This window comes from Janthinobacterium sp. C22 (assembly GCF_057919405.1).
Genome location: NZ_CP193659.1, coordinates 669431 through 694145, shown reverse-complemented (window position 1 = coordinate 694145; position 24715 = coordinate 669431). Strand labels below are relative to the sequence as shown.

Here is a 24715-nt window from a genome sequence, read left to right as displayed (position 1 = left end):
ATATACTGTATATAAACACAGTATATCGAGGTGAGCCATGGAATTGACGGACAAGCTGGAAATCCTGGCCGATGCGGCCAAGTACGATGCGTCCTGCGCCAGCAGCGGCGCGCCGAAGCGCGATTCCATCGGAAAAGACGGCTTTGGCGCCACCTCGGGCATGGGCATTTGCCACAGCTACACGCCGGACGGGCGCTGCGTCTCGCTGCTGAAGATACTGTTGACGAATTACTGCCTGTACGATTGCCAGTACTGCGTCAACCGCCGTACCTCGAACGTGCCGCGCGCGCGCTTTACGGTGGCCGAAGTGGTGAAACTGACCAGCGACTTTTACCTGCGCAACTACATCGACGGCCTGTTCCTCAGTTCCGGCATCATCCGCTCGGCCGACTACACGATGGAGCAACTGGTGCAGGTAGCGCGCGAGTTGCGCGAGGTACACCAGTTCCGCGGCTACATCCACCTGAAAACCATCCCCGACGCCGACCCGGCCCTGGTCGCGCAGGCGGGCCGCTATGCCGACCGGCTCAGCGTCAATATCGAACTGCCGACGCAGGACAGCGTGCAAAAGCTGGCACCGGAAAAGAGCGTGCACACGATCAAGCTGGCCATGGGCGCCATCCGCCGCAAGCTCGATGAAAAGGCGGAAGAACCGCGCTCGCCCCGCTTCGCGCCGGCCGGGCAAAGCACACAGATGATCGTCGGCGCCGACGCCAGCGACGACCAGCAGATCCTCGCCACGGCCGAAACCCTGTACGGCAGCTATAAACTCAAGCGCGTGTACTACTCGGCCTTCAGCCCGATCCCCGACAGTCCGAAAAGCGTGCCGCTGGCGCCGCCGCCCATGCTGCGCGAACACCGGCTGTACCAGGCCGATTTCTTGCTGCGCAGCTATGGTTTCCAGGCCAACGAACTGCTGCCCGCCAGCGGCGGCAACCTGGCGCTCGACATCGATCCGAAACTGGCGTGGGCGCTGGCGCACCGCGAACATTTTCCGCTGGACTTGAACCGCGCGGCGCAGCACATGATCGCGCGCGTGCCCGGCATCGGCCTGCGCAACGCGCAGCGCATCGTCGACCTGCGCCGTTTGCGCCAGGTGCGCTATGCCGACCTGTCGCGCCTGCGCTGCAGCATGAAAAAGAGTGCCCCCTTCATCATCACGGCCGACTACTTTCCCGCGCGCGACACGACCGCCTCGGAACACTTGCGCCGCGCCATGGCCGATGCGCCGCAGCAATTGAACTTATGGCCGGAGCTGCAGGCCGCATGAGTACGTTCGTGCGGCTGGCGCAATCGTTCGACGCGTGGCGCGCAGCGGCACGCGAACTGATCGCGCGCGGCGTGCCGCCTGCCGACGTGGCCTGGCAATCGCAGCCCGGCGAGGGCGACCTGTTTTCTTCCACGCCAGAGGCCACGGATACCGGCGCGCCACCGCTGCGCCTGCCCCGCCAGCTGGTGGAACTGCTGGAGAGCGCCGCCTGTTTCAACGTGCATGACCGCTGGGCCTTCCTGTATCAGGTGCTGTGGCGCTGGCAGCAGGGCCAGCACGACGTGGTGTCCCCGGCCGACGCGGACGGCGCGCGCCTGCACGCCATGGTCAAGGCCGTGCACCGCGAGGAGCACGACATGCATGCCTACGTGCGCTTCCGCGAGCGGCCGGAAAGTGACGGCGCCCCCGCTTCGTGGCCTGGTTCGAACCCACGCACGCGGTGCTGCCGCAAGTGGCGCGCCACTTCGCGCGCCGCATGGGCTCCATCAGCTGGATGATCGCCACGCCCGGCGCCAGCATGCTGTGGGATGGCGCCACCTTACACGCGGGACCGGCCCTGCTGCGCGGCGCGGCCGACATCGACGACGCGGGCGAAGCCCTGTGGCTGACGTATTACCGCAGCATCTTCAATCCGGCCCGCGTGAATGCTGACTTGCTGCACAGCCATATCCCCTCGCGCTTCTGGAAAAACCTGCCCGAAGGCGCCATCGTGCCCGCCATGCTGAGCGGCGCCGCCAACGGCGAGCGCCGCACGGGCCAGACCGCCAGCGTGGGACAGCGCCAGGGTGCCGCCATGATCCCGATCAGCGCAGAACGGGCCCAGCCGGTGCGCGAGATCGCCACGACGCTGGAGCAGTGCCGCCGCTGCCCATTGTGGCAGCACGCCACGCAAGCCGTGCCCGGCACAGGCCCGCACACCGCCCGCATCATGCTCGTCGGGGAACAACCGGGCGACCAGGAAGACCTGGCCGGACTGCCGTTCGTCGGCCCGGCCGGTGCGCTGCTGGATCAGGCCATGCAGGAAGCGGGCATGGCGCGCGACAGCATCTATCTGACCAATGCCGTCAAGCATTTCAAATGGGAACCACGCGGCAAGCGCCGCCTGCACAAAACCCCGGCCCAAGGCGAGATCCTCGCCTGCCGCGGCTGGCTGGAGGAAGAACTACGAAGCGTGCAACCGCAGGTGATCGTGGCGCTGGGCAGCACGGCATTGAAAGCCGTGCTGCAGGATGGCGCGGCCAGCATGACGCCGCTGATCGGCACGCCCATCGAACATGAAGGGCGCTGGGTGGTGACCGTGTATCACCCGTCATATGTGCTGCGCGCACGGGACGAAGAAAGCCGGCGCCAGGCCTACGCGGTGATCGTCGATGGCTTACGGCAGGCGTTGCAGCTGCTTGAACGCTAGTTCTGGCTTGCGCCTCAACCACTCGGAATAGACGAGCCAGTGATTTTTGGTACCACCACCTCCCATGTATCAACCTTGATGGAAGGGTGGAATTTCTCCTCACTATCCTGTCTATACCGAACATAGATGCCCGCGACCTCACAATGCTCGATATTGAAGCCAGGCTTAAAGGCGATCGCGGTACGTCCCACTTCCCGGCCTTGTTTGTCGATGAATAAAAATCGCTCGCCCTCACGCTTCAGCAGCAATGGATCATTCTGCTTCAAATCAGCGATCGCAGCATGAATTGTGGCGTCGTGGGGTTTGCGGCCGGGGTAGCCCACATCGATGTCGCCCATCGGCAGTTGCCCATAGTTTTTTTCAAGGCGAACATCGTGCGTGCCCTGGAAAATATGTTGCATCGCAAACTGACCGAGTTGACGGCTGAATCGGTTGCCTGACACAAATTCACACAAAGTCAACGTTTCCTCTGCCCGCGTCATGCCGACATAGTAGAGGCGGCGCTCATCGTTGATTTGTTGCACATTATCGCTCCAGCCACTGTCGAGCAAACCGACATGGCGAAACTCCAGGCCTTTGGCTGAATGTACGGTACCGAGGTAAAGACCCTTGCGCGGTTGATGGTGCAGCTCCCTGGCATAGTCGTACAGCCAGTCGATCATGGCCTGCCCGGATAGTTCGCAGTCCCCCAGCTCCACTGCGAGATGCAGGAATGCTGTTTCGAAAAATGCCAGCCAGCTCTTATCAGTGAAATGTGGTGTAAGCAACTGCAGCACATTGCCAGCGCGCAGCGATTGCCGGGTTCTCCGTAAGACGTCCATCACCTTCAAGTATCCACGTTCGCGCACAAATTGCTGGGTAGTTTCCTTTTCAGCTGCTAAGAAATAAGGAATACCATTGAGTTCGCACCAGGCCTGAAGCGGTTTAAGGTAGAGATGATTCCGGACGAGCACTGCGCAGCCATCCCAGCTTGGCGCATCTTCCAGTTCAATCAGACGCTGCAGCTCCTGCGCCACGGCCTGGGCCTGGAGATTACCGACCTTGCAGTCGCTTTGGGGCAATTGGATACGCACGACCTGGCCTTGACGCACGGCATCGCGTGCCTGCCAGCCGCCACCGGCGGGCAGTTCGTTGCGGGCCCTGTCGATCCGGATCGGATGGTCTAGCTTGAGCCGTCCGGGATTGAAGCCGATCACCCGGTTGGCGGCCGCGATGATATGAGAACTGGAGCGATAATTCTCAACCAGATAGCTGATACCGGCGCCGTATTCCTCGCAGAACCTTTCTATATAGCGATTATTGGTATCGCGGAAATCATAGATATTCTGATCGTCATCGCCCACCGCCAGGATGCATAGCCTTCCGTCTTCGTCCGCATTGCGACCGGACAGCGCGCTGACCAGGCGGTACTGCATCTCGTCGATGTCCTGATATTCATCGACCATGATGTAGCGATAGCCGCGCAGCAATTGTTCACACAGATCGTCTTCACCGTCAACCTGGCCGCCGCTTTCCAGCAGTTTTACCGCACGATCGATCACCTTTTTGAGCTCGATTCCGTCAGGGACTTCACCGCGTTCAAACCGCGTCCCGGTCAACCGCATCGCCATGCCGTGATAGGTCATCACGCTGACGCCATAGGCATCGGCGCCCACCAGCTTGAGCAAGCGCTTGCGAATCTCGTTGGCGGCATGACGATTGAACGTCAGCGCAATAATGCTGCTGGCAGGTACGCGCCGGACACGCAACAGGTAAGCAATCCGGTGCACGATCACCCGCGTCTTGCCGGAACCCGGCCCGGCCAGCACCAAGCGATTCTGATCGTCGTTGTCCGCTACCACCAGCTTCTGGCTGGTGCTCAATGAATGCACAATCGATTTCCAGGAATCTTCACTCGTGGCTAGTTTCAAGATCTCTTCGCGGCCCTGGAAATAGGATTGAATGAAATCCCGCTTTGACTGGCTGAAGTAATCGAACACCAGCCGCAAGGCCCGTTCCATTTTCTGCAGGCCAACTTCAGCATACTCGCGCATGACATGAACTTGAATGCACTTTTCGCGGTAATGCTCGTCGAGCCGCAGGTAATCCTCCTTGAGGTAGCTGCCCTTTTTCTCAACATTGACCTCTATCGTCATTGCCCGCCGCATCACCGTCATACCATGGTTCAGAATGATCACGTCCTGCTGGTGCAGATAGAGCAAAGCATGTTCGACCGCCTTGCGGCGCTGATCCGAAGGAATCCGATGGCTCAGTTCAATATCTCCTTCGATGACAGCCGCCAGTTGACCAAAAGTTGTATCGATCAACAGATCTTTGCTGCGTACCCCGGCAGGTAGTTTGCCGATCAAGAAAGCCATGAGCTGGCTGGCAATGCCCCGGCGCTTGTCACCCAGTTTGACGATCTGCGACCAGGTATATTCGCCGCAGAAACGCAGCTTGAGATGATCACGGCTGATTTGCCGAAGTTCAAAACTGCTGCGTTTCTGGTTTTCCCCATCATGATCTTTCGACAGGCTGCGTAACAACTTCAGTAAATGCAGAGGTAATAATTCCTGCTGCCCGGTCGCAGTGCGCAGCGCGGCCGTGAGTGGAACGAGATTCAGGTCTTGCCAGTCGTTCTGGCCGGCATCCGGGGCCAGTTCGGGCAGCAGGTCCAGCAGGGCTTTTTCAAGACGCAGCGTTTGCTCCAGACGCTGCATGGAAGAACCGGCGATACCATGCCGAACGTAAAGCGTCAGCTGGGTGTCGTTGATCAGCAGCTTCATCGCTTCCATTTGCTGCAATATTTCCGCCACCTCTTCGTGCGACTGTGCAGTCAGAGCCATCAACTGATCGGTATTGATGCGTTCATCAGTGCCGGCCTCATACAGAAAGCCGAGGATGGCGCGGAATTCGGCCAGCCGGCGCTGCGGTAACTGCGCCCGCAGCAAACACTGCTCTGCCTCCTGAGCACTTTTGGCGAGCCGTGCTGGGAAAATGCGCGTCAGGTTTTCCTCGCGCTTGACGAATTGGCTGCGTTCAAGCCATGCGACAGCGGTACTGACCTTGGTTTCGGCATCACGGTCGTCCGCCGCAAAGCTGGTCTCCACGGCTGCATCCATGAGGATTTCGCCAGCCGTGATGACCAGCTCTCCGCCCTTGCGCTTGCCGCTTTCGAAACGCAGCTTGCGCAGGATTTGTTGAATATCACGCAGGCTCAGCTTGGAGCGCTCGCTCAGGCCGAATTGCGTCTCAATATCCTGCGGATCATACAACAGCACGCACCTTGCCTCGTCCTCGTCCCGACCTGCCCTGCCGGCCTCTTGTAAATAGTTTTCCAGCGATCCCGGAATATCGGCATGGACGACCAGCCGGATATCTTTCTTGTCCACTCCCATGCCAAAAGCATTGGTAGCAACGATGATCTGGAGCCTGCCGTTCTTGAAATCGTCCTGTATATCGGTTTTTTCACCAGGTGGTAGCCCTGCATGGAAGTGCTTGCAGGACCATTTTTGCTTGACCAGAAAATCCGAGAGCTCTTCGGCCCCTTTGCGGCTGGACACGAAGACAACCGCGCCGCCACCATACAGGTCTTCCAGTTCATGCGCCAGCAGTTCATGCACCCTGGCCGGCTTTTCGGGGCGGCTGCACGGCAACACCGAGAAATTCAGGTTGGTGCGTTCATGGGAACCCAGGAACTCGTGAAATGCAATGTTCAAGCCTTCCTTGAAATGGGCGCGGATATCGTCCAATACATCGGGCTTGGCCGTGGCGGTAAAACAGCCGACGGGCGCGCAGGGCTGGTCAGCGTGAAATTGCTTGATGAAACGCGAGGCATACAGGTAGTCAGGACGGAAGTCATTGCCCCATTTCGACAGGCAATGCGCCTCGTCGAAAATCCAGGCACCGATTTGCCGCTGTGAGATCGCACGCCGTAACGCCTTGTTACGGAACTGCTCGGGCGAGACCAGCAAAATACCCACATCTCCGAGCTGAATTTTTTCCAGCACATCGGCACGCTCGGGCATGGTCAGCAAGCCATTCAAACTGGCCGCACACTGCACATTGCGATCCAGCAGGCCATCGACCTGATCTTTCATCAGCGACTGCAGCGGTGAGATAATCACGGTGAGACTGCCATTACGATGGTAGCGATTCAGTGCCGGCAGTTGATAGCACAGTGATTTCCCACCCCCGGTCGCCAGAATGGCGAGTACGTTTTCGCCACGCATGCCGGCCAGCACCACATCGTGCTGCAAACTCTCGCCCGTCTTTTCATAGCGGAAATCCGGGTAATTGAAATAGCGTTTCAACTCACTGAGCGGATCATGGGTCGTGCTGCAGTATTGGCAATGCACATCGCCACACGGTATATCGCGCAACTCGGCAATCAATTGACTTACTGCCGGAAATTGGTAACGCACCCATGGCGCAAGTACAGAATTACTTCCAGATACACGCAGCCAGGCCAGAGTGTAGGCCAATGGCCAGCGCATGTTTTCATTCAGTAAATCATGCTCGAGCAACTTGTCGAGCCGAGTGCGGCAGACCTTCAGGTCTCGCTTATACAGGTTATCGGTTTCACGTAACAAATCCCGGATCAGGGTTTTCAATTGATGCAGGGCCAAGGGTGGCAGTTGGGTGACCTCGCGAAAGAATGCGTCCAGGTCGCTTCCGTGGGGCGCAATCAAGCTTTGATAACAGCTCAATTCCCTAGCATCCGACACACCCAGCTGAGCAAACGCTGCCCGTTGATCCTGGAATAACGTCAGCGTGGCATCGCAGTCTGCCAACGGGGAATTCAAGCTATCTTTGATGAGTTTGTAATCCTTGATCAAGCGGTGATAAGGATTGCGTGGAAAGGCCAGGGGCGATAGCCGCAGGGTGTCGATGACCTTCAAGTGATGCATTGCCAGCGTGGGCGCATTCAACCTCAGCAGGGGCAGATCGTGATCGATGATGTTATGCCCGAGCACCCAGGCTGCGCCATCAGATAGCTGATCCATCTGGATCAAGGCATGGGGCAGATTCCTGCGGGAGGTATTCAATTCCAGCCGTTGTGAAGTGTCAGGACGCAAAGCACCAAGCTTGATAATGCGCGCAGGCTGATTATCTTGCGGGGGAACCACTTCCAGATCAAAGACAAGTGCGTTCAATAAAGCCAATGGATACATGCGATCAGAAGTCCTTTAAAAAAATCTATGGCATCGACAGATGCCTTTTCCATCGACGCGCTCGCATTGTGATACGACCTACTGCCTATTAATAGCTTTATATTCAATATAAATTGAAAGGCAATAAAAATATCATACTAATTCGGGTAAATGAATCTTGCGTTCGCAACCTTCCAGCGTTCCACCGCCAACACAATGGCTAAAAGGATTCAGGACGAGTCATGCCGATCACGCTAAATACCGCAGTATTGCCTCTTACTCTACACTCCATAGACGACAGGTAGCGCCAATAAAAAAACCGCGCCTCGGCGCGGTTTCCATGCAATGCTCAGACGTCACTCAAGACGTCTTTACCATATCTTCCTGCCCCTCGTCGCGCCGCGCATAGCGCTGCGCAATCACGGCGCAAATCATCAATTGAATCTGGTGGAACAGCATCAGCGGCAAAATCACCATGCCCAGCGAGTGCGTGGCAAACAGTACCTTGGCCATCGGCACGCCGCTGGCCAGGCTTTTCTTCGAACCGCAAAAGACGATGGCGATTTCATCTTCCTTGTTAAAGCCCAGGCGGCGGCTGATGAAGGTCATCAGGCCCAGGACCAGGGCCAGCAGCACGATGCTGAACACGCTCAGGGCCACCAGGGTTTCCACCGAGATCGTGTGCCACAGGCCTTCGCTGACGGCTTCGCTGAAGGCCGTGTAGACCACCAGCAAAATGGAACCCTGGTCGACGAATTTCAGCATGGCCTTGTGGCGGTCGACCCAGCGGCCGATCCAGCGGCGCAGGAACTGGCCGGCCAGGAAGGGCAGCAGCAGCTGCATGACGATGGACAGCACGGCGTCGACCGACGACTTGCTTTCCGCGCCCTTGGCCACCAGCAAGCCCACCAGGATGGGCGCAAGGAAGATGCCGATGAAATTCGAGGCCGAGGCGCTGCAGATGGCGGCTGGCACATTGCCGCGCGCCATGGCCGTCAAGGCGATCGACGATTGCACGGTCGATGGCAAGGCGCACAGGAACAGGATGCCCACGTACAGCTCAGGCGTGAGGAAGGTCAGCGCCAGCGGCCGCAGGGCCAGGCCCAGCAGGGGGAACAAGATGAACGTGCTGGCCAGCACCAGCAAATGCAGGCGCCAGTGCATGACGCCGGCCACCACGGCTTCGCGCGACAGCTTGGCGCCATGCAGGAAGAACAGGGCGCCGATGGCCACCGTGGTGATATTGCCGAAGACCACGGCCGTCTGGCCCGTGCAGGGCAGGAAGCTGGCCAGCGCCACGGTGACGAGCAGGGCGATGGTGAAGTTGTCGGGTTTCAGATTGCGCAACAGGGCGGCGGGAAAGAATGAAGACATGCGGTAGCCTGGTAGCGGCCCAGCCTTGCAACACTGCGCCATGGATGACAAAAAGCGCCGGAATCGGCGCCAGTGCTGGCTATTCTAACCCCATTGCCGAGCTACCCGCCTGGAAGCAGGCGTGGCTTGTGGACACAATGGCACAAAAAAATGCCCTGTCCGCAGACAGGGCAACCCGGAGTAAAGTACAGCGCGAGGGATTAACCGGCGGCTTTGACTTTCAGCTCGTTCTTGATTTCTTTCACGCCGCTCACGGAAGCGACGATCTGCACGACGCGGTCACCCGCTTCGGCGCTCGGTACATCGCCCGACAGGACGACCACACCTTGCTGGGTTGCTACCTTGACTGGCAGGGCAGCGGCTTGCGCATCGGCGCTCAGGGCGGCCTTGGCCGAGGAAGTGATGGTTTCATCAGGGACGGCAGCGGCGGCGTTGGCGGCCACGACGGTGTCAGCAGGAGCTTGTGCTTTTGGTGCGGAGTCAGCTGCATGCGAAGCGGTGATCGAGGCGCCCGACAGTACGATAGCGGCGACCAGGGTATTGAACAGTTTCGATGTTTGCATGGTAGTTCCTCTCAATGAAGTTAAAAGCTTCTTACTTGGCTATAGCAATAAACAGCAACACTTTGAAGCGTCACATCTACCCATACAGCAAGCACCGTGCCAGCTTTTAATTTCCCTTCAAAATCAACCACTTATATTCAAAGCCAATTTTTCCAGCGCGTTTCAGGCGAATCCGGCCCGAAAAACCGGGCTTTTTGTCGCCTGACGACGACAGCTTGTGGCAATATCATCAATATTTTTCAGTAAGCCTTTGATTATCCACGCTTTATTTTTGTCGCTAATCAGCGACAGGGTCGCCGTCGGCCCGGAACAGGGCTGGCGTCAGTTCGTATTTCTGCAATAAACGGTAGAACTCCGTGCGGTTGCGGTCGGCCAGGCGGGCCGCGTCGGCCACGTTGCCGTCCGTCAGGCGCAGCAATTGGATCAGGTAGTCGCGCTCGAAGCGCTGCTTGGCTTCGTTATAGCTGAGCGCTTCCAGCGACGGCACGCGCAGGGCCCGCTGCACCAGGCTCAAGGGCACCAGCGGCGCCGTGGCCAGCGCGCACACTTGCTCGACCACATTGACCAGCTGGCGCACGTTGCCGGGCCATGGCGCCGCCACCAGGGCCGTGAGCGCGTCGGGCGCAAAGCCGTTCAGCGGTTTCTGGTACTTGGCCGCCAGTTTCTGCAGGAAATGGTTCGCCAGCAGGGCGATGTCTTCGCGGCGCTCGGCTAGCGGCGGCAAGGTCAAGGTGACCACGTTGAGCCGGTAATACAGGTCTTCGCGGAATTGCCCTTCCGCCATGGCCACGTCGAGGTCGCGGTGCGTGGCGGACAATAAGCGCACGTCGACGGGCCGCGTCTGGTCGGCGCCCACGGGCCGCACGGCCCGCTCCTGCAGCACGCGCAGCAATTTGACTTGCAGCGGCAGCGGCATGTCGCCGATCTCGTCCAGGAACAGGGTGCCGCCATCGGCCGCCTGAAATAAACCTTCGCGGTTGCCGACGGCGCCCGTAAACGAGCCTTTCACGTGACCGAACAGTTCCGATTCCAGCAGCTGCTCGGGGATGGCGCCGCAATTGACGGCGATGAACGGCGCCTTGGCGCGGCGGCTGGCGTTGTGCAGCGCGCGCGCCAGCAATTCCTTGCCTGTGCCGCTGGGGCCGCGGATCAGGATGCTGGCGTCGGAGCCGGCCACCAGCTTGGCTTCGGCCAGCAGCTCGGCCATCTGCGCACTGCGGCTGATCAGTTCTGCACGCCAGCTTTCGTCGCCGGACGCGGGCGCCGGCATGACGGTGGACAAGTTGATGGCGTACGCCACTTTTTCCATCAAGAGCTTGCCGTCGAACGGCTTCGTCAGGTACGCAAACGCGCCGCGCGCCGTGGCGTCGACGGCGTCGGGAATGGTGCCGTGCGCCGTCAGCAAAATGACGGGCAGGGCCGCGTGCTGGCGGCGGATTTCATCGAACAGGGCCAGGCCGTCGCGGCCGGGCAATTGCACGTCGGTAATAACCAGGGCCGGCAATTCCACGGCCAGGCGCGCCAGCGCCGCTTCCGCGCTGCCCACGGCCGTCACGCGATAGTTGCCCGCCTTCAAGCGGATGGTCAGCAGGCGCAGCAGGTCGGGGTCGTCGTCGACCAATAGAATGTGGGCGTGCTCGCTCATTTCGCCGCTCCCGCGGCAGGGCGCACGGACAGGCTGCGCTCGATGTTTTTCAGTGCTTCCAGCTTTTCATTGAGCAAGTCGTTGCGGCGCTGGGCGTCGCGCAACTGCGTGTTGAGCTTGTCGATGCTGTCTTCCTGGCGGCGCAGTTCCGCGTACTGGCTGCCGAGCAATTGCGCCAGCGGCGCCAGCAGTTGCGCGTCCTTGCCCGTGGCCGTGGCCAGCGGTTCCAGCAAGGCTTGCGCGCGGGCCAGGTCGCCGGGGCCGCGCACGGTCGCCTGCAGCATGGCGCGGCGGATCGTGTTGTGCGGCGCGTGGTCGGCCTTGGCCAGGTCCAGCTGCGCTTTCGCCAGTTCCGACGGCGTCATCAGGCGCAAGGCGCTTTGATACGCCAGCAGTTCGGCCAGCTGGGGGTCCATCACCACCACCACGCGCGGCGGCGTCTGCACCAGCACGGGCGTCTGGGTGGGGGCTTGGCGGCGCAGGCGCCCAGCAGCAGCGCGCAGGCGGCCATGCCGGCCAGGGAAGTTCTCGTCATCATAAGGGCAGTTCTATCCGAAAATGCGCGCCAGCCTGGCGCGGTAAAAGAGTGACGCTGCCGTCGTGGGCGGCGATATATTCGCGCACGATGGACAGGCCGATGCCATTGCCGTTGCGCGCGCCGGCCGCCTGGCGCACTCCCTGGTAAAACGGTTCAAAAATGCGCGCGGCATCCTCGGGCGCCACGCCGGCCCCCTCGTCGATGCAATCGATGCGCACACGGCCGCCTTCGCAAGCCAGGCTGAAACGCACGGTGCCGCCTTCCGGGCTGAAGCGCACGGCATTCGACAGCAGGTTCGCCAGGGCCGTCGCCAGCTTGTCGCGGTCGGCCTGCACGATCAGGGACTCGCCCTGCACCTCGACCGTCAAACGGCGCGCCAGCCATTGCAGGCGCTGCCCGGCAACCACATCTTGCAGCAAGACAAGCAAATCGACCTTGCTGTGCGCCAGGTGCTGAGCGTCAAAAGCGGCGGTATTGTAGCGCAGCAAGTCTTCGATCTGGGTTTGCAGGGACGCCGTGTTTTGCTGCAGGATGCCGGCGATTTCGCGCTGGCTGTCGCTGAGCTTGCCTGCCACCTCGTCTTCCAGCAAGGCCACGCCTTCGCGCAGGGCCGCCAGCGGCGTTTTCAGCTCATGCGAAATGTGGCGCAGAAAACGTTCCTTGTCGGCATCGAGGTCAGCCAGGCGCTGGCGCAGCCAGTCCAGCTGCTGGCCCAGGCGGCGCGTGTCGGCCGGGCCGCCGACGACGATGGGCTGGTCGTAGCGCTTCTCGCCCAGGCGCTCGATGGCCGTCTCGATGCGGCGCAGCGGGCGCGAGAGTAAAAAACCGAAGCAGGTGGCCAGCACGGCCGCCAGCAGCACGGCGCCGCCCACCAGCACGCCCAGCAGGCGGCGCTGGCGTTCCAGCTCGGCCAGCAGTGCGTCGTTGCGGCTGCCGATTTCCGTCTTGCTTTCGCGCGCCAGGCTGTCATTGATCTGCGTCATGCGGGCAAACGCGCGGTACACGACGGCGTGGCCATCGCGCTTGCGGCGTTTTCCGGCTTGCAAGACTTCCCAGGCCGATTGCGCCTGCGCCGTCCATTCGTCGGCCAGCTGTGGAGCGAATTCGGGCGTGGCACGGTTCAGCACTTGCAGCGCCGCCGCCGCTTCGTCGCGCGCCGCCGCGTAGCGCTCGCGGAAGACGGGATCGTCCAGCACGAGGAACTGGCGCGCGCTGCGTTCCATGGCCAGGGTGCGCTCGGACAGGCGCTGCGACTGTTCCGTCAGGGCGATCGCCTGCGCCGCCGTCTCGCGCCCCAGGCGCGCCAGGTGCTCCAGGGTCAGCAGGGCTTGCACGGAAGTGGCCGTCAAGATACCCGTCGTCAAAATGAAGGCGGCAAATAACAGTTGGCGAAAGGAAAGTCGGGACAAGGTAGGCGCCTTCGGTTCAGTCTGGAGTGCAAAAGGCGCATGGTACGCTAAGCCCCCATCCCGGGGCGCCACCTGTCCAGATTGGTTTATTTTGCAACATTGTTGCTTTTACGGCCGACAAGCAAGGCCCGGCGGCGGCGCGCGGATACTCCTAGTACAATAGGGAAAAACTTCACGCAGGCATCAAAGTGGCCCCGCCCCTGGCATTGCGCCGCTTTGCCCCCACATGTGATGCAGCCCCACCGACACTCCGAATCACCTACCGCAGAGATCCCATACCGCATGAGCACATTTGAAAAAGTCAGCAGCAACTTCATTCCAGTCTTGCAGGCAACCATCGAGCAATATGTCGAGCCAGCAACGGGCATGCGCCATATCCACATGCATACCGAGCAGGCTGAGATGGTGTTCCTGGTGGCCTTTCCCACTGTGCCGGAAGTGAGCGACGGACGCGCCCACATCCTCGAACACCTGGCCCTGTGCGGTTCGTCGCGCTACCCGGTGCGCGACCCCTTCTTCTCGATGCTGCGCCGCTCGACGGCCACCTTCATGAATGCGATGACCTATCCGGACCGCACCGTGTACCCGTTCGCCAGCACCGACCGCAAGGATTTCTTCAATCTGCTCGACGTGTACCTGGACGCGGCCTTCTTCCCGAATCTCGATTACCTGAATTTCCGCCAGGAAGGCTGGCGCCATGCGTTCGAAGGCGACAAGCTGGTGTACCAGGGCATCGTCTTCAATGAAATGAAGGGCGCTTTCAACAGCCCCATGCGCGCGCTCGACAGCGGCATCGCCAGCGCCTTGCTCAAGGGCACGACGTATGAAGTGGAATCGGGCGGCGATCCGCTGAACATTCCCGAGCTGACGCACGCCATGCTGAAAGAATTCCACGCCAGCCACTATCACCCTTCGCAAGCCGTGATCATGACCTCCGGCAATATCGAAGCGTCGGCCGTGCAGGAGCAGGTCGCCGAGCGCGTGCTGTCCAAGCTCAGCGGCTTTAGCCCGCGCCGCCTGCCGCAGCTGGCGCCCGCGTGGACGGCGCCGCAGGAAAACATCGTCAAAATTCCATCGCAGGAAGCGCGCGACGATGAATTCGGCCTGCAATTCGCCTGGCTGATGGGCGAATCGAGCGACCCCATCGCCTACTACCACGCGCATTTGCTGTCGCACGGCTTGCTGGGCGAATCGTCGGCGCCCGTCATGCGCGCCATGGAATCGGCCGGCTATGGCCGCCCATCGGACATGAATGGCCGCGACGCGGGCATCCGCCAGATGGTGTTCCACATCGGCATGGAAGGCTTGACCCAGGAACAGATCGCCGATGCGCACCAACGCATCTGGACGGCGCTGGAAGAAACGGCGGAAGAGGGTATTCCCGCCGCCGTGCTGCACGCGGCCTTGCGCGACATCAAATACAGCCAGCGCGAAATCAGCAGCGGCCGCATGCCTTACGGCCTGGGCCGTTTGCTGCACGCCTTGCCGCTGGCCATGTACGACGGCAACGTGATGGATGCGTTCGACAATGCGGCCATCCTGGAAACGCTGGAGCAGCAGATCGAAGATCCGGCCTTCTTCAAGCAGCTGGTGCGCGAGCTGATCGCCAATCCGACCCGCTTGACGACGCACGTGGTGCCCGATGCCGCCTATTTCACGGACCGCGCCGCGCAGGAAGACGCCAAACTGGCCGCCCTGCAGGCGAAGCTGACGGATGCCGAGCGCGAGCACATCGTGGCCGAGTCCGCCGCGCTGGAAGCGCACCAGCAACTGCCGTCGAATTCGGAAGTGCTGCCGCGCATCCGCCCCGGCGACGTCAGCGCCGCGCCGCGCCCGGCCCTGCCGATTCCAGCCGCCGTCGACGGCGCCGTGGCGTTCAGCATTGCCTCGAACGGCATCAGCTATGCCAACGTGCTGTACGACGTGTCGGGCTTGCCGGAAGCGTCGTGGCCCTGGCTGCGCCTGTACACGGACCTGGCGCCGGAACTGGGCGTGGGCGACATGTCGTTCGACGACGCCAGCGCCTGGCGCCAGAGCATGGTGCCTTCGTTCCACATCGGCCTGGAAGCCATTCCCCGCCCGCAACAAGCGATGCGCGTGGAACTCTCGTTCTCGGCCAGCGGCTTGCGCGAAGAACACGCGGCCATCGCCGCCGTGCTGTCGGCCTGGATCGCCAAGCCCCGCTTCGATGAAGAAGAGCGCTTGGCTTTCTTGATCGAAAGCCTGGTGCAAGACAAACTCTCCAGCCTGGCCGAATCGGGCAACCGCTACGCCATGCTGGCCTCGGCAGCGCCCCTGTCGCCGACGCGCCGCTTCGACGACATCGTCGGCGGCCCGGCAGCGCTGCCGTTCTACCGCCGTTTGCAGCAGCTGAGCAAGACGTCGGCAGGCTTGCAGGAAATCGCGCGCGAACTCGACACCCTGCACGCACACATCATCGCCCAGCAACCGACCGTGCTGTGCGCGGGCCTGGAGCAGGATGGCATCACCCTGGCACGTCTGCTCGAGTTGCCAGCCGCCAGCACGGATGCGGCCGCACCTGCCGTTGCCGCCGCACCGGTCGCCTTGCCACTGGCCAACACGGCCCTGCATGCGACGAGCCAGATCAACCATTGCTTCGTTTCCTGGGCCGTGCCGGGCGTGCACAATCCGGACGCGTCGGCCCTGGCCGTGGCCGCCGAACTGATGACCAACCAGGTGCTGCATACGGCCCTGCGCGAAAAAGGCGGCGCGTATGGCGGCAGCGCCAGCTACGCGGCCGGCGCCGGCACGTTCACGCTGAGCTCCTACCGCGATCCGCGCCTGGCCGGCACGTTCGCCGACTTCGGCACGACGCTCGACCAGATCCTCGACGGCGATTTCTCGCAAGAGCAGGTGGAAGAAGCCATCATCTGCGTCATCAAGGGCCTCGACAAGCCGCACTCGCCGTACGCGGAAGCGCTGACGGCGTGGAACATGCAGCAGCGGGGCACGACGGAAGCCGTGCGCCAGCAGTTCCGCACCGGCGTGCTCAATTGCACCTTGAGCCAGATCAAGGAAGTCACGCGCACCTGGCTGAAAAACGGCCAGCAAAGCCGCGCCGCGTTTGCGGGCAACACGACGCAAGACCTGGCCGGCCTGGACGTGGTCGATCTGCTGGCGCTGGCTTCCTAAGCTGGCCGGAGACGTCGGATTACGCGCGGATTTGCCGCGCTAATCCGACCTACCCGATCTGCCTGAGCCGTAGCGTAGGTCGGATTAGCGGCGGCACGCCGCGTAATCCGACACCACCACCGATCAGCCAGGTACGGCGCCTGCTTCCATGTACATCAATTCCCATTGATGGCCATCGGGGTCCTGGAAACTGTGGCCATACATGAAGCCGAAATCGATCGGCTCCTTGTAGATGCTGCCGCCCGCCTGGACGGCTTTCGCCACCAGCGCATCGACTTCGCCCCGGCTCTCGGCCGACAGACACACGAGCACTTCCGTCGCCACCTTGGTGTCGCACAGCTGCTTGGGCGTGAATTGCTTGAATTTGTCGTGCGTCAACAGCATCACGAAAATATCGTCGGTGACGATCATGCACGTCGCCGTTTCATCCGTGAAATGGGCATTGAAACTGAAGCCCAGCGCCGTGAAAAACGCCACGGAACGCTCGAGCGACTGGACGGGCAGATTGACAAAGATTTTGCGGGCCATCATGTCTCCTTATGGGTCGTAGTTATGGATGCTGACCGCCGATTCTACACCGCCTTTTTACGCGCCCGCGCGGCCCACGGTCTTCGGTGCGTAGCCGAAATAGCGGCTGAAGGCGGCGCTGAAATTGGCCGGGTGGCGATAACCGGTTTGCCAGCCCGCCTGCGCCACCTGGCAACCATTTTCCAGCAGTAACTTTGCCCGCTGCATGCGCAGCGCCAGCAGGGTGCGCTGGGGACTGTCGTTGTAGCGGTAGCGCCACCCCTGCTTGAGCTTGAACAAACTCAGGCCCGCTTGCGCGCACAGGTAATCGAGCGTGAGTGCCTGCGCCATCTGCTCCTGCATCAGCGCGTGGACACGTTCCAATTTGACGATGTCGGCCTCGGACCAGCGCGGCACGGGCACGGGCGCGGGCCGCAGTCCCCGCAGCTGTTCCGCCAGGATACTCAGCACGCCGATATGCACGGCCAGCGGGTCCGTCGCGCGCAGCAGCGAGCGGGCGTGCAGGGCAGCAGCAGCCGTGGTGGCCGCATGCGCCAGCTGGCGCGCGCCGCTGTGGGGCAGCAGGGACGCCAGGCCCTCGGGCCAGTAGCGCGCCAGCGCCTCTTCATCGACCAGCACGCGCAATTGCGCCGCCCGTTGCTGCGCCTCGAAACGGCGCTCGCCACTGACGTGGCGAAACACCGTCATGGTCGTATGGCCGCCCTGGAAACGCAATTGTTCGCCATCGCGCGTGACGTAGCCGGACGCGCCTTCCAGGCCGATGGTGATCACCATACCGCCTGCATCGTCATGCTGCGATGGCTCGACGAGCGCCAGGTGCGGGCGGTAATCGGAATGCACGAGCAGCAAGCCCTGGTCGACTTGCCGCTGGTCGGCGCGGCACTCTTTCAACCCCGGGTCCAGCTGGCGCCGCGTCCAGCCTGCCGCTTCCCTGTCCTGTTCCCTCATCGCTCCTCCCGTTTTCCGCGCGCCGTCGCGCATATGAAATGCGCCTTGCCGCATACAAATGCAAATGATAACTATTCTCATTGTTGCATAAAATGACCCTGATGCCCACCACGCCGAAAGGAAGATCATGTCATTCGATACGCAACACGCTTTGCAGCCGTACTGGGACCTGGCCGTCGCGCCCGTTCAGGCGGACGGCCTGGCCGCCGCCCTGGAACTGGGCATTTTCGAGGTGCTGGCCACGCCGCACACGCCGGCGCAGCTGGCCGCAACCCTGTCGCTGCATGCGCCGCACACGGCCCTGCTGCTGGAATTACTCTGGAGCATGCAAATATTGGAACGCGATGGGGCCGATGCGGATACGGATGCAAGCGCACAACGCTACCGTTGCACGGCCACCACCTTGCAGTATTTCTGCCGCGACTCCGTTGCCTTTTGCGGCGACGCCTGGCTGTACCGGCTGCACGCGCTGCGCCATTTCGCCACGCAGCTGCACACGCTGGTGCGCGAGGGCGGCAAGGCGGCGCCGTACAGCACGGCCAATGGCGTCAACTGGGCCGCCGCCGCCCAGCAGCAGATCGGCCAGGAGCAGCGCGCCGTCACCATGCGCGCGGCCCTGTGCGTGATGCAGCGCGTCGCGCCGTTTGCGGACGGCAACACGCCGCTGCGCCTGCTCGATGTGGGGGCGGCCCCGGCTGGGTGGCCATTGCGCTGGCGCAAGCCCATGCGGGCTTGCACGGCTGCGTTTTCGACTGGCCGGAAACGGTGGCCGTGGCCGCCGCGAACATCGCCCATGCGCAACTATCCGGCCGCCTGGAGACCCTGGGCGGCGACCTGGACAGCGACGATATCGGCGGCGGCTATGACCTCATCTGGTGCTCGTCCGTGCTGCATTTCGTGCCCGACATGACGGGCGCCTTGCGCAAGATGCAAGCGGCGTTGAAACCCGGTGGCGTGCTCGTCTGCGTGCAGGCGGAAATCGCGGCGGCACCGGGCGACGCAGCGCGCGTGCTGCCGTATTACTTGCCGATGCGCATGCTGGGCCGCGCGGTGACACGGCACGGTGAATTGGCCCAGCTGCTGCACGACACGGGCTGGCGGCAAGTGGAGCAATACGGCGCCAGCGATTTTCCCATGGCGCCCGTACAAGTGCTGATTGCTCGCGCCTAACAATTATCATTTAATAATTATCTTTTTTATAGCAAGAAAGGACGCAAATGCGCTAAGCTGTGCCGGCATTGATCGATGTCATCCGCAGCACTGTGCTGCCTTCACAAGGAACCCATCATGAGTCAAGCTATTGCAGGGAAAGTCGTCGTCATCACCGGTGCCAGCAGCGGCCTGGGCGAAGCCACCGCGCGCCACCTGGCCGCATTGGGCGCCTGCGTCGTGCTCGGCGCGCGCCGCATGGATTTGCTCACCATCCTCGCCGAGGAAATCACGGCCGCCGGCGGCCAGGCCGCCATTGCCCAGACCGACGTCACGGTGCCTGCCGACGTCAAGAATCTGATCGACACGGCCCTGGCCGTGTTCGGCAAGGTCGACGTGCTGATCAACAATGCGGGACTGATGGCCATCGCGCCGATGAGCGCCTTGAAGGTCGACGAGTGGAACAACATGATCGATATCAACATCAAAGGCGTGCTCAACGGCATCGCCGCCGTCCTGCCGCATTTCCAGGCGCAAAACAGCGGCCACTTCATCAATATTTCGTCGGTGGCGGGGCTAAAAGTCTTCAGCCCGGGCGGCACCGTCTACAGCGGCACCAAGTTTGCCGTCAGTGCCATTTCGGAAGGCTTGCGCCACGAGCTGGCGGCCAGCGGCGGCACCATCCGCACCACCGTCATTGCCCCGGGCGCCGTCGACACGGAATTAAGCCAGGGCAGCAGCCACGCCGAGAGCGCCAAGGCCGTCAAGGAGTTCTACCAGATCGCCATTCCCGCCGATGCCGTGGCGCGCGCCATCGCGTATGCGATCGAGCAGCCGGCCGACGTGGATATCAATGAAATCGTGCTGCGCCCGACGGCGCAGGCGTTTTAAGCGGCATCTTCTTGCAGCGACTCGATGATCAGGCCGGCCAGGCGCTCGACGGGCGGCCTGGACACGCTTGAGGCGCGCAGCAATTCCAGCGACAGCGGGGGCAGGGCGGGCAAGCCCGCTTCCACGTGATCGAGCGCGCGCACGGATGCGGGCAAGCCCAGGCTGGTGCGCACCGTCACGCCCAGCCCGGCGGCGGCCGCCGCCCACAGTCCCGCCAGGCTGGGACTGGTAAACGCCGTGCGCCAGGCGATACCGGCCCCATCGAGCGCCTGCGTGGCGCAGCGCTGGAACAGGCATTCGCGGTCGAACGCAATCAACGGCAGCGGCTCGCCCGACTCGGGCCGCCAGGCCAGGCTGGACGAGGCGATCCAGCGCATGGACGGTTCGGCAATATGCTGGCGCTGCTGCTGCGGATATTCGGCCACGTCGGCGATGCAGGCGCCGCCCCACAGCAGGGCCAGGTCCAGCTGGCCCATGGCCAGCCCTTCCATCAGGGCCGTGTTGCGCGCCACATGCGCCTCGATGCGCACTTTCGGATGGGCGCGCGCAAAACGCCCCAGCACGTCGGGCAGCAAGGCTTCGCCAAAATCCTCCTGCAAACCCAGCCTGATCCACCCCTCCAGTTCCGCCCCGCGCAAGGCGACGGCCGCCTCGTCGTTGAGTTCCAGCAGGCGGCGCGCATAGCCGAGCAGCACGTCGCCGGCCGGCGTCAGCGCCAGGCCCCGGCCATCCTTGCGGAACAGGGGCATGCCCGCCTGCTCCTCGAGTTTTTTCAGCTGCGCGCTGACGGCCGAGGTGGAGCGGCCCACCTTGTCGGCCGCGCGGGCAAAGCTGCCCAGCTCGATGCCAGCCACATAGCTGCGCAGAAAGGCGATGTCGAAATTAAGCAGGCTCATGGCGTGGAAGAAATCGTCCGGTTTTTTGGGATGGTGCAGCGTAAATTATCTGATATTCAGAATGATCGTAGCGCGCGACACTGTCAGGGTCAACCACTTTTATCTCCCTGCCATGAGCCCCCGTTGCCAAGCCATTTCCGTTCCTGTCCCCGTCACCGCGCCCGTGCTGGGCGACGCCCATCGCTGGAAAGTACTGGCCGTCGGCGTGGCGGCCAATGCCAGCTTTTCCGCTGCCGCCAATGGCATGCCTACCACGGCCATCTGGCTGCGCAGCGGCTATCACCTGAGCAATACAGAACTGGGGGTGGCGCTGGGCGCCATGGGCCTGGGCGTGGCCCTGACCGAATTACCATGGGGCATGGCCACCGACCGCTGGGGCGACCGCCCCGTGCTGCTGACCGGCTTGCTGGGCACCATGCTGGCGCTGTTGACCTTGCTGCTGTGGATCACGCCCGCTGACGGGTCCGTGCCGCCCTTATGGGCGCTGGCGGCCGGGCTGGCCCTGGTCGGCGTGCTGGGCGGCAGCGTGAATGGCGCCAGCGGCCGCGCCGTGATGCGCTGGTTCGGCCCGGGCGAACGGGGTTTCGCCATGAGCATCCGCCAGACGGCCGTGCCGCTGGGCGGCGGCCTCGGCGCCCTCGTCCTGCCCAGTCTGGCATCGTCCTACGGCTTCATGCCCGTGTTTGGCGCCCTGGCCCTCGTATGCGGCCTGTCGGCATTTTTTACGTGGCGCTGGATGCATGAGCCCGATTTCTCTGCCGAGGCCGCCAAGGGGCCGCAAAACGCGTCCACGGGCATGTCTGAGGTGATGCCACCGCAACCTTTACGTAATCGTAAAGTCTGGCGCATGGTGGCAGCCATCGGCTTGCTGTGCGTGCCGCAGTTTGCCGTGCTCAGCTATGCCACCGTCTTCCTGCACGACCATGGCCGCCTGGGCCTGGCGGAAATCACGGCCGTGATGGTGGCCCTGCAGGCGGGCGCCATGGTGATGCGCATCTGGAGCGGACGCCACACGGACCGCCACGCGAACCGGCCGGCCTACCTGCGCGGCTCGGCCCTGGTGGCACTGGCCGCGTTCATTTTGCTCGGATGCATCGCCTGGCTGGAGGCGCCGGGCTGGCTGCTGATGGCCGCCGTGGTGCTCGCCGGCATCGCCGTGTCCGCCTGGCATGGCGTGGCCTACACGGAGCTGGCGACCCGCGCCGGCGCCGCCAATGCGGGCACGGCCCTGGGCATGGCGAACACGGCCGTCTACGTGGGGCTGTTCCTCACACCCCTCGCCATCCCGCACCTGCTGGCGGCCAGCAGCTGGCCCGTCGTGTGGTGGCTGGCGGGGCTGGTGGCGCTGCTGACCTGGCCGCTGTTTCCTGACGCTTAGGGCAACAGAGAAATGCGATAAACGCAGCGCATCGCGTTCGCCAGCACGTGCTGCTCGCGCACGATGCTGGCGCTTGGCCCCACCACTTCCTGGAACAGCTGCAGCTCGGAGCGGCAAAAGCCCTGACAGGTGCGCGCGGCCGCGCAGATGGGGCAGTGGTCTTCGATCAGCAGCCAGTCGTCGCCCTCCGCTTCCACGCGCGCCATATACCCCTCTTCATCGCGCACGGCGGCCAGCTGCCGCAAGCGCGTGGGCAAGTCCGGCGCCGAGCACGCCAGGGCATACGCGCTGCGGCTTTCCTCTTCGCGCTGCGTGATCAGTTTATCCAGCCCCGCCTCGCCGAACAGCTGGCGCACGGAGCCGATCAGCTTGATCGTCAGCTGCGCATGCGTGTCGGGAAAGCGCGCATTGCCCGCCTCCGTCAAGACCCAGTTCTGCCGCGGCCGTCCCGCGCCCGCCTGCGCCTCCTGGCGCCCCTCGATCAGGCCCGCCGCCACCAGCTTTTGCACTTGCTGGCGCGCCGCCTCGCCCGTCATGTCCAGGGTCTTGGCCAGGGTCGCCGTGGAGACGGGTCCCTTGGTCTTGATGAAATACAGGATGCGCTCCGTCGTTTGCGGTGCTTCGCCATTATCCAAACGTTTACTTGTGTAATTCATTTCGCTCAACTATCATGGGGCCAGTTAACCAACTAATTGCTTGCATAATAGGCCGGTAGCTCCCCGCTGTCGAGGAGTTTCCACGTCCGCATGCCGGCAAGACACTCTTTGGACTGGAATCCCATGCAGCTGCAACACTCGATCTGGCTGTTTCACGCCATCCTCGCTACCGGCCTGGCCACCTGGCTGACCCTGGCCGCCGTCAACAACCTGCACGCCTTCCACGGCTCCGTCTGGGCCATCGGCAACACCATGCGCATGGACCCGCTGCGCCAGGACCCGACCATCCAGACGCCGCTGCTGCGCCGCGCCCTCACCTCATTGACCTTGCACCGGCTGGCGCTGGGCGTGGTGCTGGCCTTGCAACTGCTGGCCGCCATCGCCGCCTGGACGGGCGTGGCGCTGTTGTTCGGCGGCGGCCTGGCCGCTGGCTTGCCCTGGCTGAACCTGGCCTTGTGCGCCATGGCCGCCTTTTTGCTGCTGATGCACCTGGGCGGCCTGTGGTTCGGCTACTGGATCGCGCAGGAAGGCTTGCAGACGACGCACCTGGTGCTGCTGCTGTGGACCATGGCGCTGTTTTTCACCTTCAACGCGCAGCGGACCTGATCAGCCTCCGCTGCGCCTCTTCTTCCCTTTGTACTTTTCCCTTTGTACTGCTGTAAAGGACTTCATCATGAATACGAAAATCGTCGGCGCCTCCGCGCTGGCCATCGCCCTGGCCGTCGCGGGCGCCGCGCTGTATCCCCGCGCCGACTCGCATGCGGCCGATGCCGCCGCCTACCCCGCCACCAAGGTGGCGCTGGTGCCCGTCGTGCTGGGCACGCAGGAACGCTTTTTGCGGGCGTGGGCGAACTGGAAGCGGCGCGGCAGGTGCAGGTGGCCGCCGAAACGGGCGGCCGGATCACGCAGATCCGCTTCGCATCGGGCCAGAGCGTGGCGGCCGGCGCCGTGCTGGTACAACTGAATGACGCGCCGGAACAGGCAATGCTGCTGCGCCAGCGCGCGCAGCTGAAAAACGCGGAAAGCAGCCATGCGCGCACGGCGCAGATGGTCAAGGACAAGGCGGCCACGCAGGAGCAATTGGATAGCGCCCTGGCCGCGCGCGACGCGGCGCTGGGCGACGTGCGTCAGACGGAGGCGCTGATCGCGCAAAAGACCATCCGCGCCCCGTTCGCGGGACAGCTGGGCATCCGCAAGGTGCACGCGGGACAGTACCTGAACGCGGCCGACACGGTGGCCAGCCTGATCGACACGAAATCCTTGCTGGTGAACTTCGCCCTCGATGAACAGAGCAGCGCCAAGCTGGCGCCGGGCCAGGCCGTGCAGGTGCTGGTGGACGCCTATCCCGATGACATCTTCACGGCGAAGATCAACGCCATCGACCCGCTGATCGACCGCTCGCGCATGGTGCAGGTGCAGGCGGCGCTCAGCAATCCGCGCGGCGCCTTAAAAGCCGGCATGTACGCGAATGTGCACGTGGCGCGCGAAGCGGGCCAGCAGCTGACGGTGCCGGAAACGGCCGTGACCTACAGCGCCTACGGCGACACCGTGTTTGTCGCGCAGCAGGAAGGCAAGCAGCCGCTCACCGTCAAGCGCGTGGGCGTCAAACTGGGCGAGCGGGCAGGAGGCCGTGTCGCCATCCTGGACGGCTTGCGCGAGGGGCAGCGCGTGGTCGCTTCGGGCCAGCTGAAACTGGCCGACGGCATGGCCGTGCAAGCCGTGGCCAATACCCTGGACGAGGCCAAGCGCGCCGCGCCCAAGGCCGGTTCCTAAGGAG

18 protein-coding genes and 2 pseudogenes are annotated in these 24715 nt (G+C 62.8%); 10 read left to right on the top strand and 10 right to left on the bottom strand.

What is annotated here, in order from left to right; translation table 11 throughout:
• Positions 1-37: 37 nt before the first annotated feature.
• Together ACRHIG_RS03130 and ACRHIG_RS03125 are read left to right on the top strand one after the other, a co-directional pair.
• The gene (locus ACRHIG_RS03130) at positions 38-1270 is read left to right on the top strand and encodes a putative DNA modification/repair radical SAM protein (protein WP_489629340.1); all 1233 of its coding nucleotides are present in this window, start codon (positions 38-40) and stop codon (positions 1268-1270) included.
• Positions 1267-2678: pseudogene (locus tag ACRHIG_RS03125) on the top strand (UdgX family uracil-DNA binding protein). The gene ACRHIG_RS03130 and the pseudogene ACRHIG_RS03125 overlap by 4 nt, the downstream one beginning before the upstream one ends.
• A 14-nt stretch (positions 2679-2692) precedes the next feature.
• Here the strand turns inward: ACRHIG_RS03125 and ACRHIG_RS03120 are convergent.
• The 6 genes from ACRHIG_RS03120 to ACRHIG_RS03095 all read right to left on the bottom strand — a co-directional run bounded on the left by ACRHIG_RS03120 (position 2693) and on the right by ACRHIG_RS03095 (position 13339).
• Positions 2693-7831, bottom strand: a complete 5139-nt coding sequence (locus ACRHIG_RS03120; protein ID WP_489629339.1) for a RecQ family ATP-dependent DNA helicase — start codon at positions 7829-7831, stop codon at positions 2693-2695.
• A 339-nt stretch (positions 7832-8170) separates the two neighbouring features.
• Positions 8171-9184 carry a bile acid:sodium symporter family protein gene (locus ACRHIG_RS03115; RefSeq protein WP_489629338.1) on the bottom strand — a complete coding sequence of 338 codons (1014 nt, stop codon included), beginning with the start codon at positions 9182-9184 and terminating at the stop codon, positions 8171-8173.
• 200 nt (positions 9185-9384) lie between these two features.
• Positions 9385-9747 (bottom strand): BON domain-containing protein, encoded by a 363-nt coding sequence (locus tag ACRHIG_RS03110; RefSeq protein ID WP_034752546.1) that lies wholly within the window; start codon positions 9745-9747, stop codon positions 9385-9387.
• A gap of 277 nt (positions 9748-10024) precedes the next feature.
• Positions 10025-11392 carry a sigma 54-interacting transcriptional regulator gene (locus ACRHIG_RS03105; RefSeq protein ID WP_070312683.1) on the bottom strand — a complete coding sequence of 456 codons (1368 nt, stop codon included), beginning with the start codon at positions 11390-11392 and terminating at the stop codon, positions 10025-10027.
• The gene (locus ACRHIG_RS03100) at positions 11389-11844 is read right to left on the bottom strand and encodes a hypothetical protein (RefSeq protein ID WP_489629337.1); all 456 of its coding nucleotides are present in this window, start codon (positions 11842-11844) and stop codon (positions 11389-11391) included. The genes ACRHIG_RS03105 and ACRHIG_RS03100 overlap by 4 nt, the downstream gene beginning before the upstream one ends.
• A gap of 82 nt (positions 11845-11926) precedes the next feature.
• The gene (locus ACRHIG_RS03095) at positions 11927-13339 is read right to left on the bottom strand and encodes a HAMP domain-containing sensor histidine kinase (protein WP_475417003.1); all 1413 of its coding nucleotides are present in this window, start codon (positions 13337-13339) and stop codon (positions 11927-11929) included.
• A gap of 282 nt (positions 13340-13621) precedes the next feature.
• Here ACRHIG_RS03095 and ACRHIG_RS03090 point away from each other — a divergent pair, with 282 nt between their 5' ends.
• Positions 13622-16492: an insulinase family protein gene (locus ACRHIG_RS03090; protein ID WP_489629336.1), complete on the top strand. Its 2871-nt coding sequence runs from the start codon at positions 13622-13624 to the stop codon at positions 16490-16492.
• Positions 16493-16615: 123 nt separating this feature from the next.
• Here the strand turns inward: ACRHIG_RS03090 and ACRHIG_RS03085 are convergent, their stop codons facing one another.
• Together ACRHIG_RS03085 and ACRHIG_RS03080 are read right to left on the bottom strand one after the other, a co-directional pair.
• Positions 16616-17020 (bottom strand): VOC family protein, encoded by a 405-nt coding sequence (locus ACRHIG_RS03085; RefSeq protein ID WP_489629335.1) that lies wholly within the window; start codon positions 17018-17020, stop codon positions 16616-16618.
• Between the two features lie 57 nt (positions 17021-17077).
• Positions 17078-17968 (bottom strand): helix-turn-helix transcriptional regulator, encoded by an 891-nt coding sequence (locus tag ACRHIG_RS03080; RefSeq protein WP_489629334.1) that lies wholly within the window; start codon positions 17966-17968, stop codon positions 17078-17080.
• 127 nt (positions 17969-18095) lie between these two features.
• Between ACRHIG_RS03080 and ACRHIG_RS03075 the strand changes: the two are divergent.
• The 3 genes and pseudogenes from ACRHIG_RS03075 to ACRHIG_RS03065 all read left to right on the top strand — a co-directional run.
• Positions 18096-18305 (top strand): annotated as a pseudogene (locus tag ACRHIG_RS03075) (methyltransferase family protein); the annotation flags it as partial.
• 281 nt (positions 18306-18586) lie between these two features.
• Positions 18587-19138 carry a methyltransferase gene (locus ACRHIG_RS03070; RefSeq protein WP_489629333.1) on the top strand — a complete coding sequence of 184 codons (552 nt, stop codon included), beginning with the start codon at positions 18587-18589 and terminating at the stop codon, positions 19136-19138.
• 117 nt (positions 19139-19255) lie between these two features.
• Entirely contained in the window at positions 19256-20008 is a 753-nt protein-coding gene (locus tag ACRHIG_RS03065; protein ID WP_489629332.1) for an SDR family oxidoreductase, read from the top strand.
• Here the strand turns inward: ACRHIG_RS03065 and ACRHIG_RS03060 are convergent.
• Positions 20005-20904 carry a LysR substrate-binding domain-containing protein gene (locus ACRHIG_RS03060; RefSeq protein ID WP_489629331.1) on the bottom strand — a complete coding sequence of 300 codons (900 nt, stop codon included), beginning with the start codon at positions 20902-20904 and terminating at the stop codon, positions 20005-20007. The two genes, ACRHIG_RS03065 and ACRHIG_RS03060, sit on opposite strands and share 4 nt — an antisense overlap.
• Before the next feature lie 112 nt (positions 20905-21016).
• Here ACRHIG_RS03060 and ACRHIG_RS03055 point away from each other — a divergent pair, with 112 nt between their 5' ends.
• On the top strand, positions 21017-22282 hold the full coding sequence (locus tag ACRHIG_RS03055; RefSeq protein ID WP_489629330.1) for an MFS transporter: 1266 nt from the start codon (positions 21017-21019) through the stop codon (positions 22280-22282).
• Here ACRHIG_RS03055 and ACRHIG_RS03050 read toward each other — a convergent pair.
• Positions 22279-22938 (bottom strand): helix-turn-helix transcriptional regulator, encoded by a 660-nt coding sequence (locus ACRHIG_RS03050; RefSeq protein ID WP_489629329.1) that lies wholly within the window; start codon positions 22936-22938, stop codon positions 22279-22281. The two genes, ACRHIG_RS03055 and ACRHIG_RS03050, sit on opposite strands and share 4 nt — an antisense overlap.
• A gap of 123 nt (positions 22939-23061) precedes the next feature.
• Between ACRHIG_RS03050 and ACRHIG_RS03045 the strand changes: the two genes are divergently transcribed.
• The 3 genes from ACRHIG_RS03045 to ACRHIG_RS03035 all read left to right on the top strand — a co-directional run bounded on the left by ACRHIG_RS03045 (position 23062) and on the right by ACRHIG_RS03035 (position 24711).
• Entirely contained in the window at positions 23062-23544 is a 483-nt protein-coding gene (locus ACRHIG_RS03045; protein ID WP_489629328.1) for a DUF2165 family protein, read from the top strand.
• A 67-nt stretch (positions 23545-23611) separates the two neighbouring features.
• Positions 23612-23902: a hypothetical protein gene (locus ACRHIG_RS03040; RefSeq protein WP_489629327.1), complete on the top strand. Its 291-nt coding sequence runs from the start codon at positions 23612-23614 to the stop codon at positions 23900-23902.
• Positions 23791-24711, top strand: coding sequence for an efflux RND transporter periplasmic adaptor subunit (locus tag ACRHIG_RS03035; RefSeq protein WP_489630732.1), 921 nt, complete (start codon positions 23791-23793; stop codon positions 24709-24711). The genes ACRHIG_RS03040 and ACRHIG_RS03035 overlap by 112 nt, the downstream gene beginning before the upstream one ends.
• Positions 24712-24715: the final 4 nt, after the last annotated feature.

Excerpts from the sequence above, each read along its gene's own strand:
- ACRHIG_RS03090 (WP_489629336.1), top strand. The coding sequence starts at position 13,622 with ATGAGCACATTTGAAAAAGTCAGCAGCAACTTCATTCCAGTCTTGCAG.
- ACRHIG_RS03065 (WP_489629332.1), top strand. The coding sequence starts at position 19,256 with ATGAGTCAAGCTATTGCAGGGAAAGTCGTCGTCATCACCGGTGCCAGC.
- ACRHIG_RS03120 (WP_489629339.1), bottom strand. The coding sequence starts at position 7,831 with ATGTATCCATTGGCTTTATTGAACGCACTTGTCTTTGATCTGGAAGTG.
- ACRHIG_RS03080 (WP_489629334.1), bottom strand. The coding sequence starts at position 17,968 with ATGAGGGAACAGGACAGGGAAGCGGCAGGCTGGACGCGGCGCCAGCTG.
- ACRHIG_RS03040 (WP_489629327.1), top strand. The coding sequence starts at position 23,612 with ATGAATACGAAAATCGTCGGCGCCTCCGCGCTGGCCATCGCCCTGGCC.
- ACRHIG_RS03045 (WP_489629328.1), top strand. The coding sequence starts at position 23,062 with ATGCAGCTGCAACACTCGATCTGGCTGTTTCACGCCATCCTCGCTACC.
- ACRHIG_RS03060 (WP_489629331.1), bottom strand. The coding sequence starts at position 20,904 with ATGAGCCTGCTTAATTTCGACATCGCCTTTCTGCGCAGCTATGTGGCT.
- ACRHIG_RS03085 (WP_489629335.1), bottom strand. The coding sequence starts at position 17,020 with ATGGCCCGCAAAATCTTTGTCAATCTGCCCGTCCAGTCGCTCGAGCGT.
- ACRHIG_RS03105 (WP_070312683.1), bottom strand. The coding sequence starts at position 11,392 with ATGAGCGAGCACGCCCACATTCTATTGGTCGACGACGACCCCGACCTG.
- ACRHIG_RS03130 (WP_489629340.1), top strand. The coding sequence starts at position 38 with ATGGAATTGACGGACAAGCTGGAAATCCTGGCCGATGCGGCCAAGTAC.
- ACRHIG_RS03050 (WP_489629329.1), bottom strand. The coding sequence starts at position 22,938 with ATGAATTACACAAGTAAACGTTTGGATAATGGCGAAGCACCGCAAACG.
- ACRHIG_RS03055 (WP_489629330.1), top strand. The coding sequence starts at position 21,017 with ATGAGCCCCCGTTGCCAAGCCATTTCCGTTCCTGTCCCCGTCACCGCG.
- ACRHIG_RS03110 (WP_034752546.1), bottom strand. The coding sequence starts at position 9,747 with ATGCAAACATCGAAACTGTTCAATACCCTGGTCGCCGCTATCGTACTG.
- ACRHIG_RS03115 (WP_489629338.1), bottom strand. The coding sequence starts at position 9,184 with ATGTCTTCATTCTTTCCCGCCGCCCTGTTGCGCAATCTGAAACCCGAC.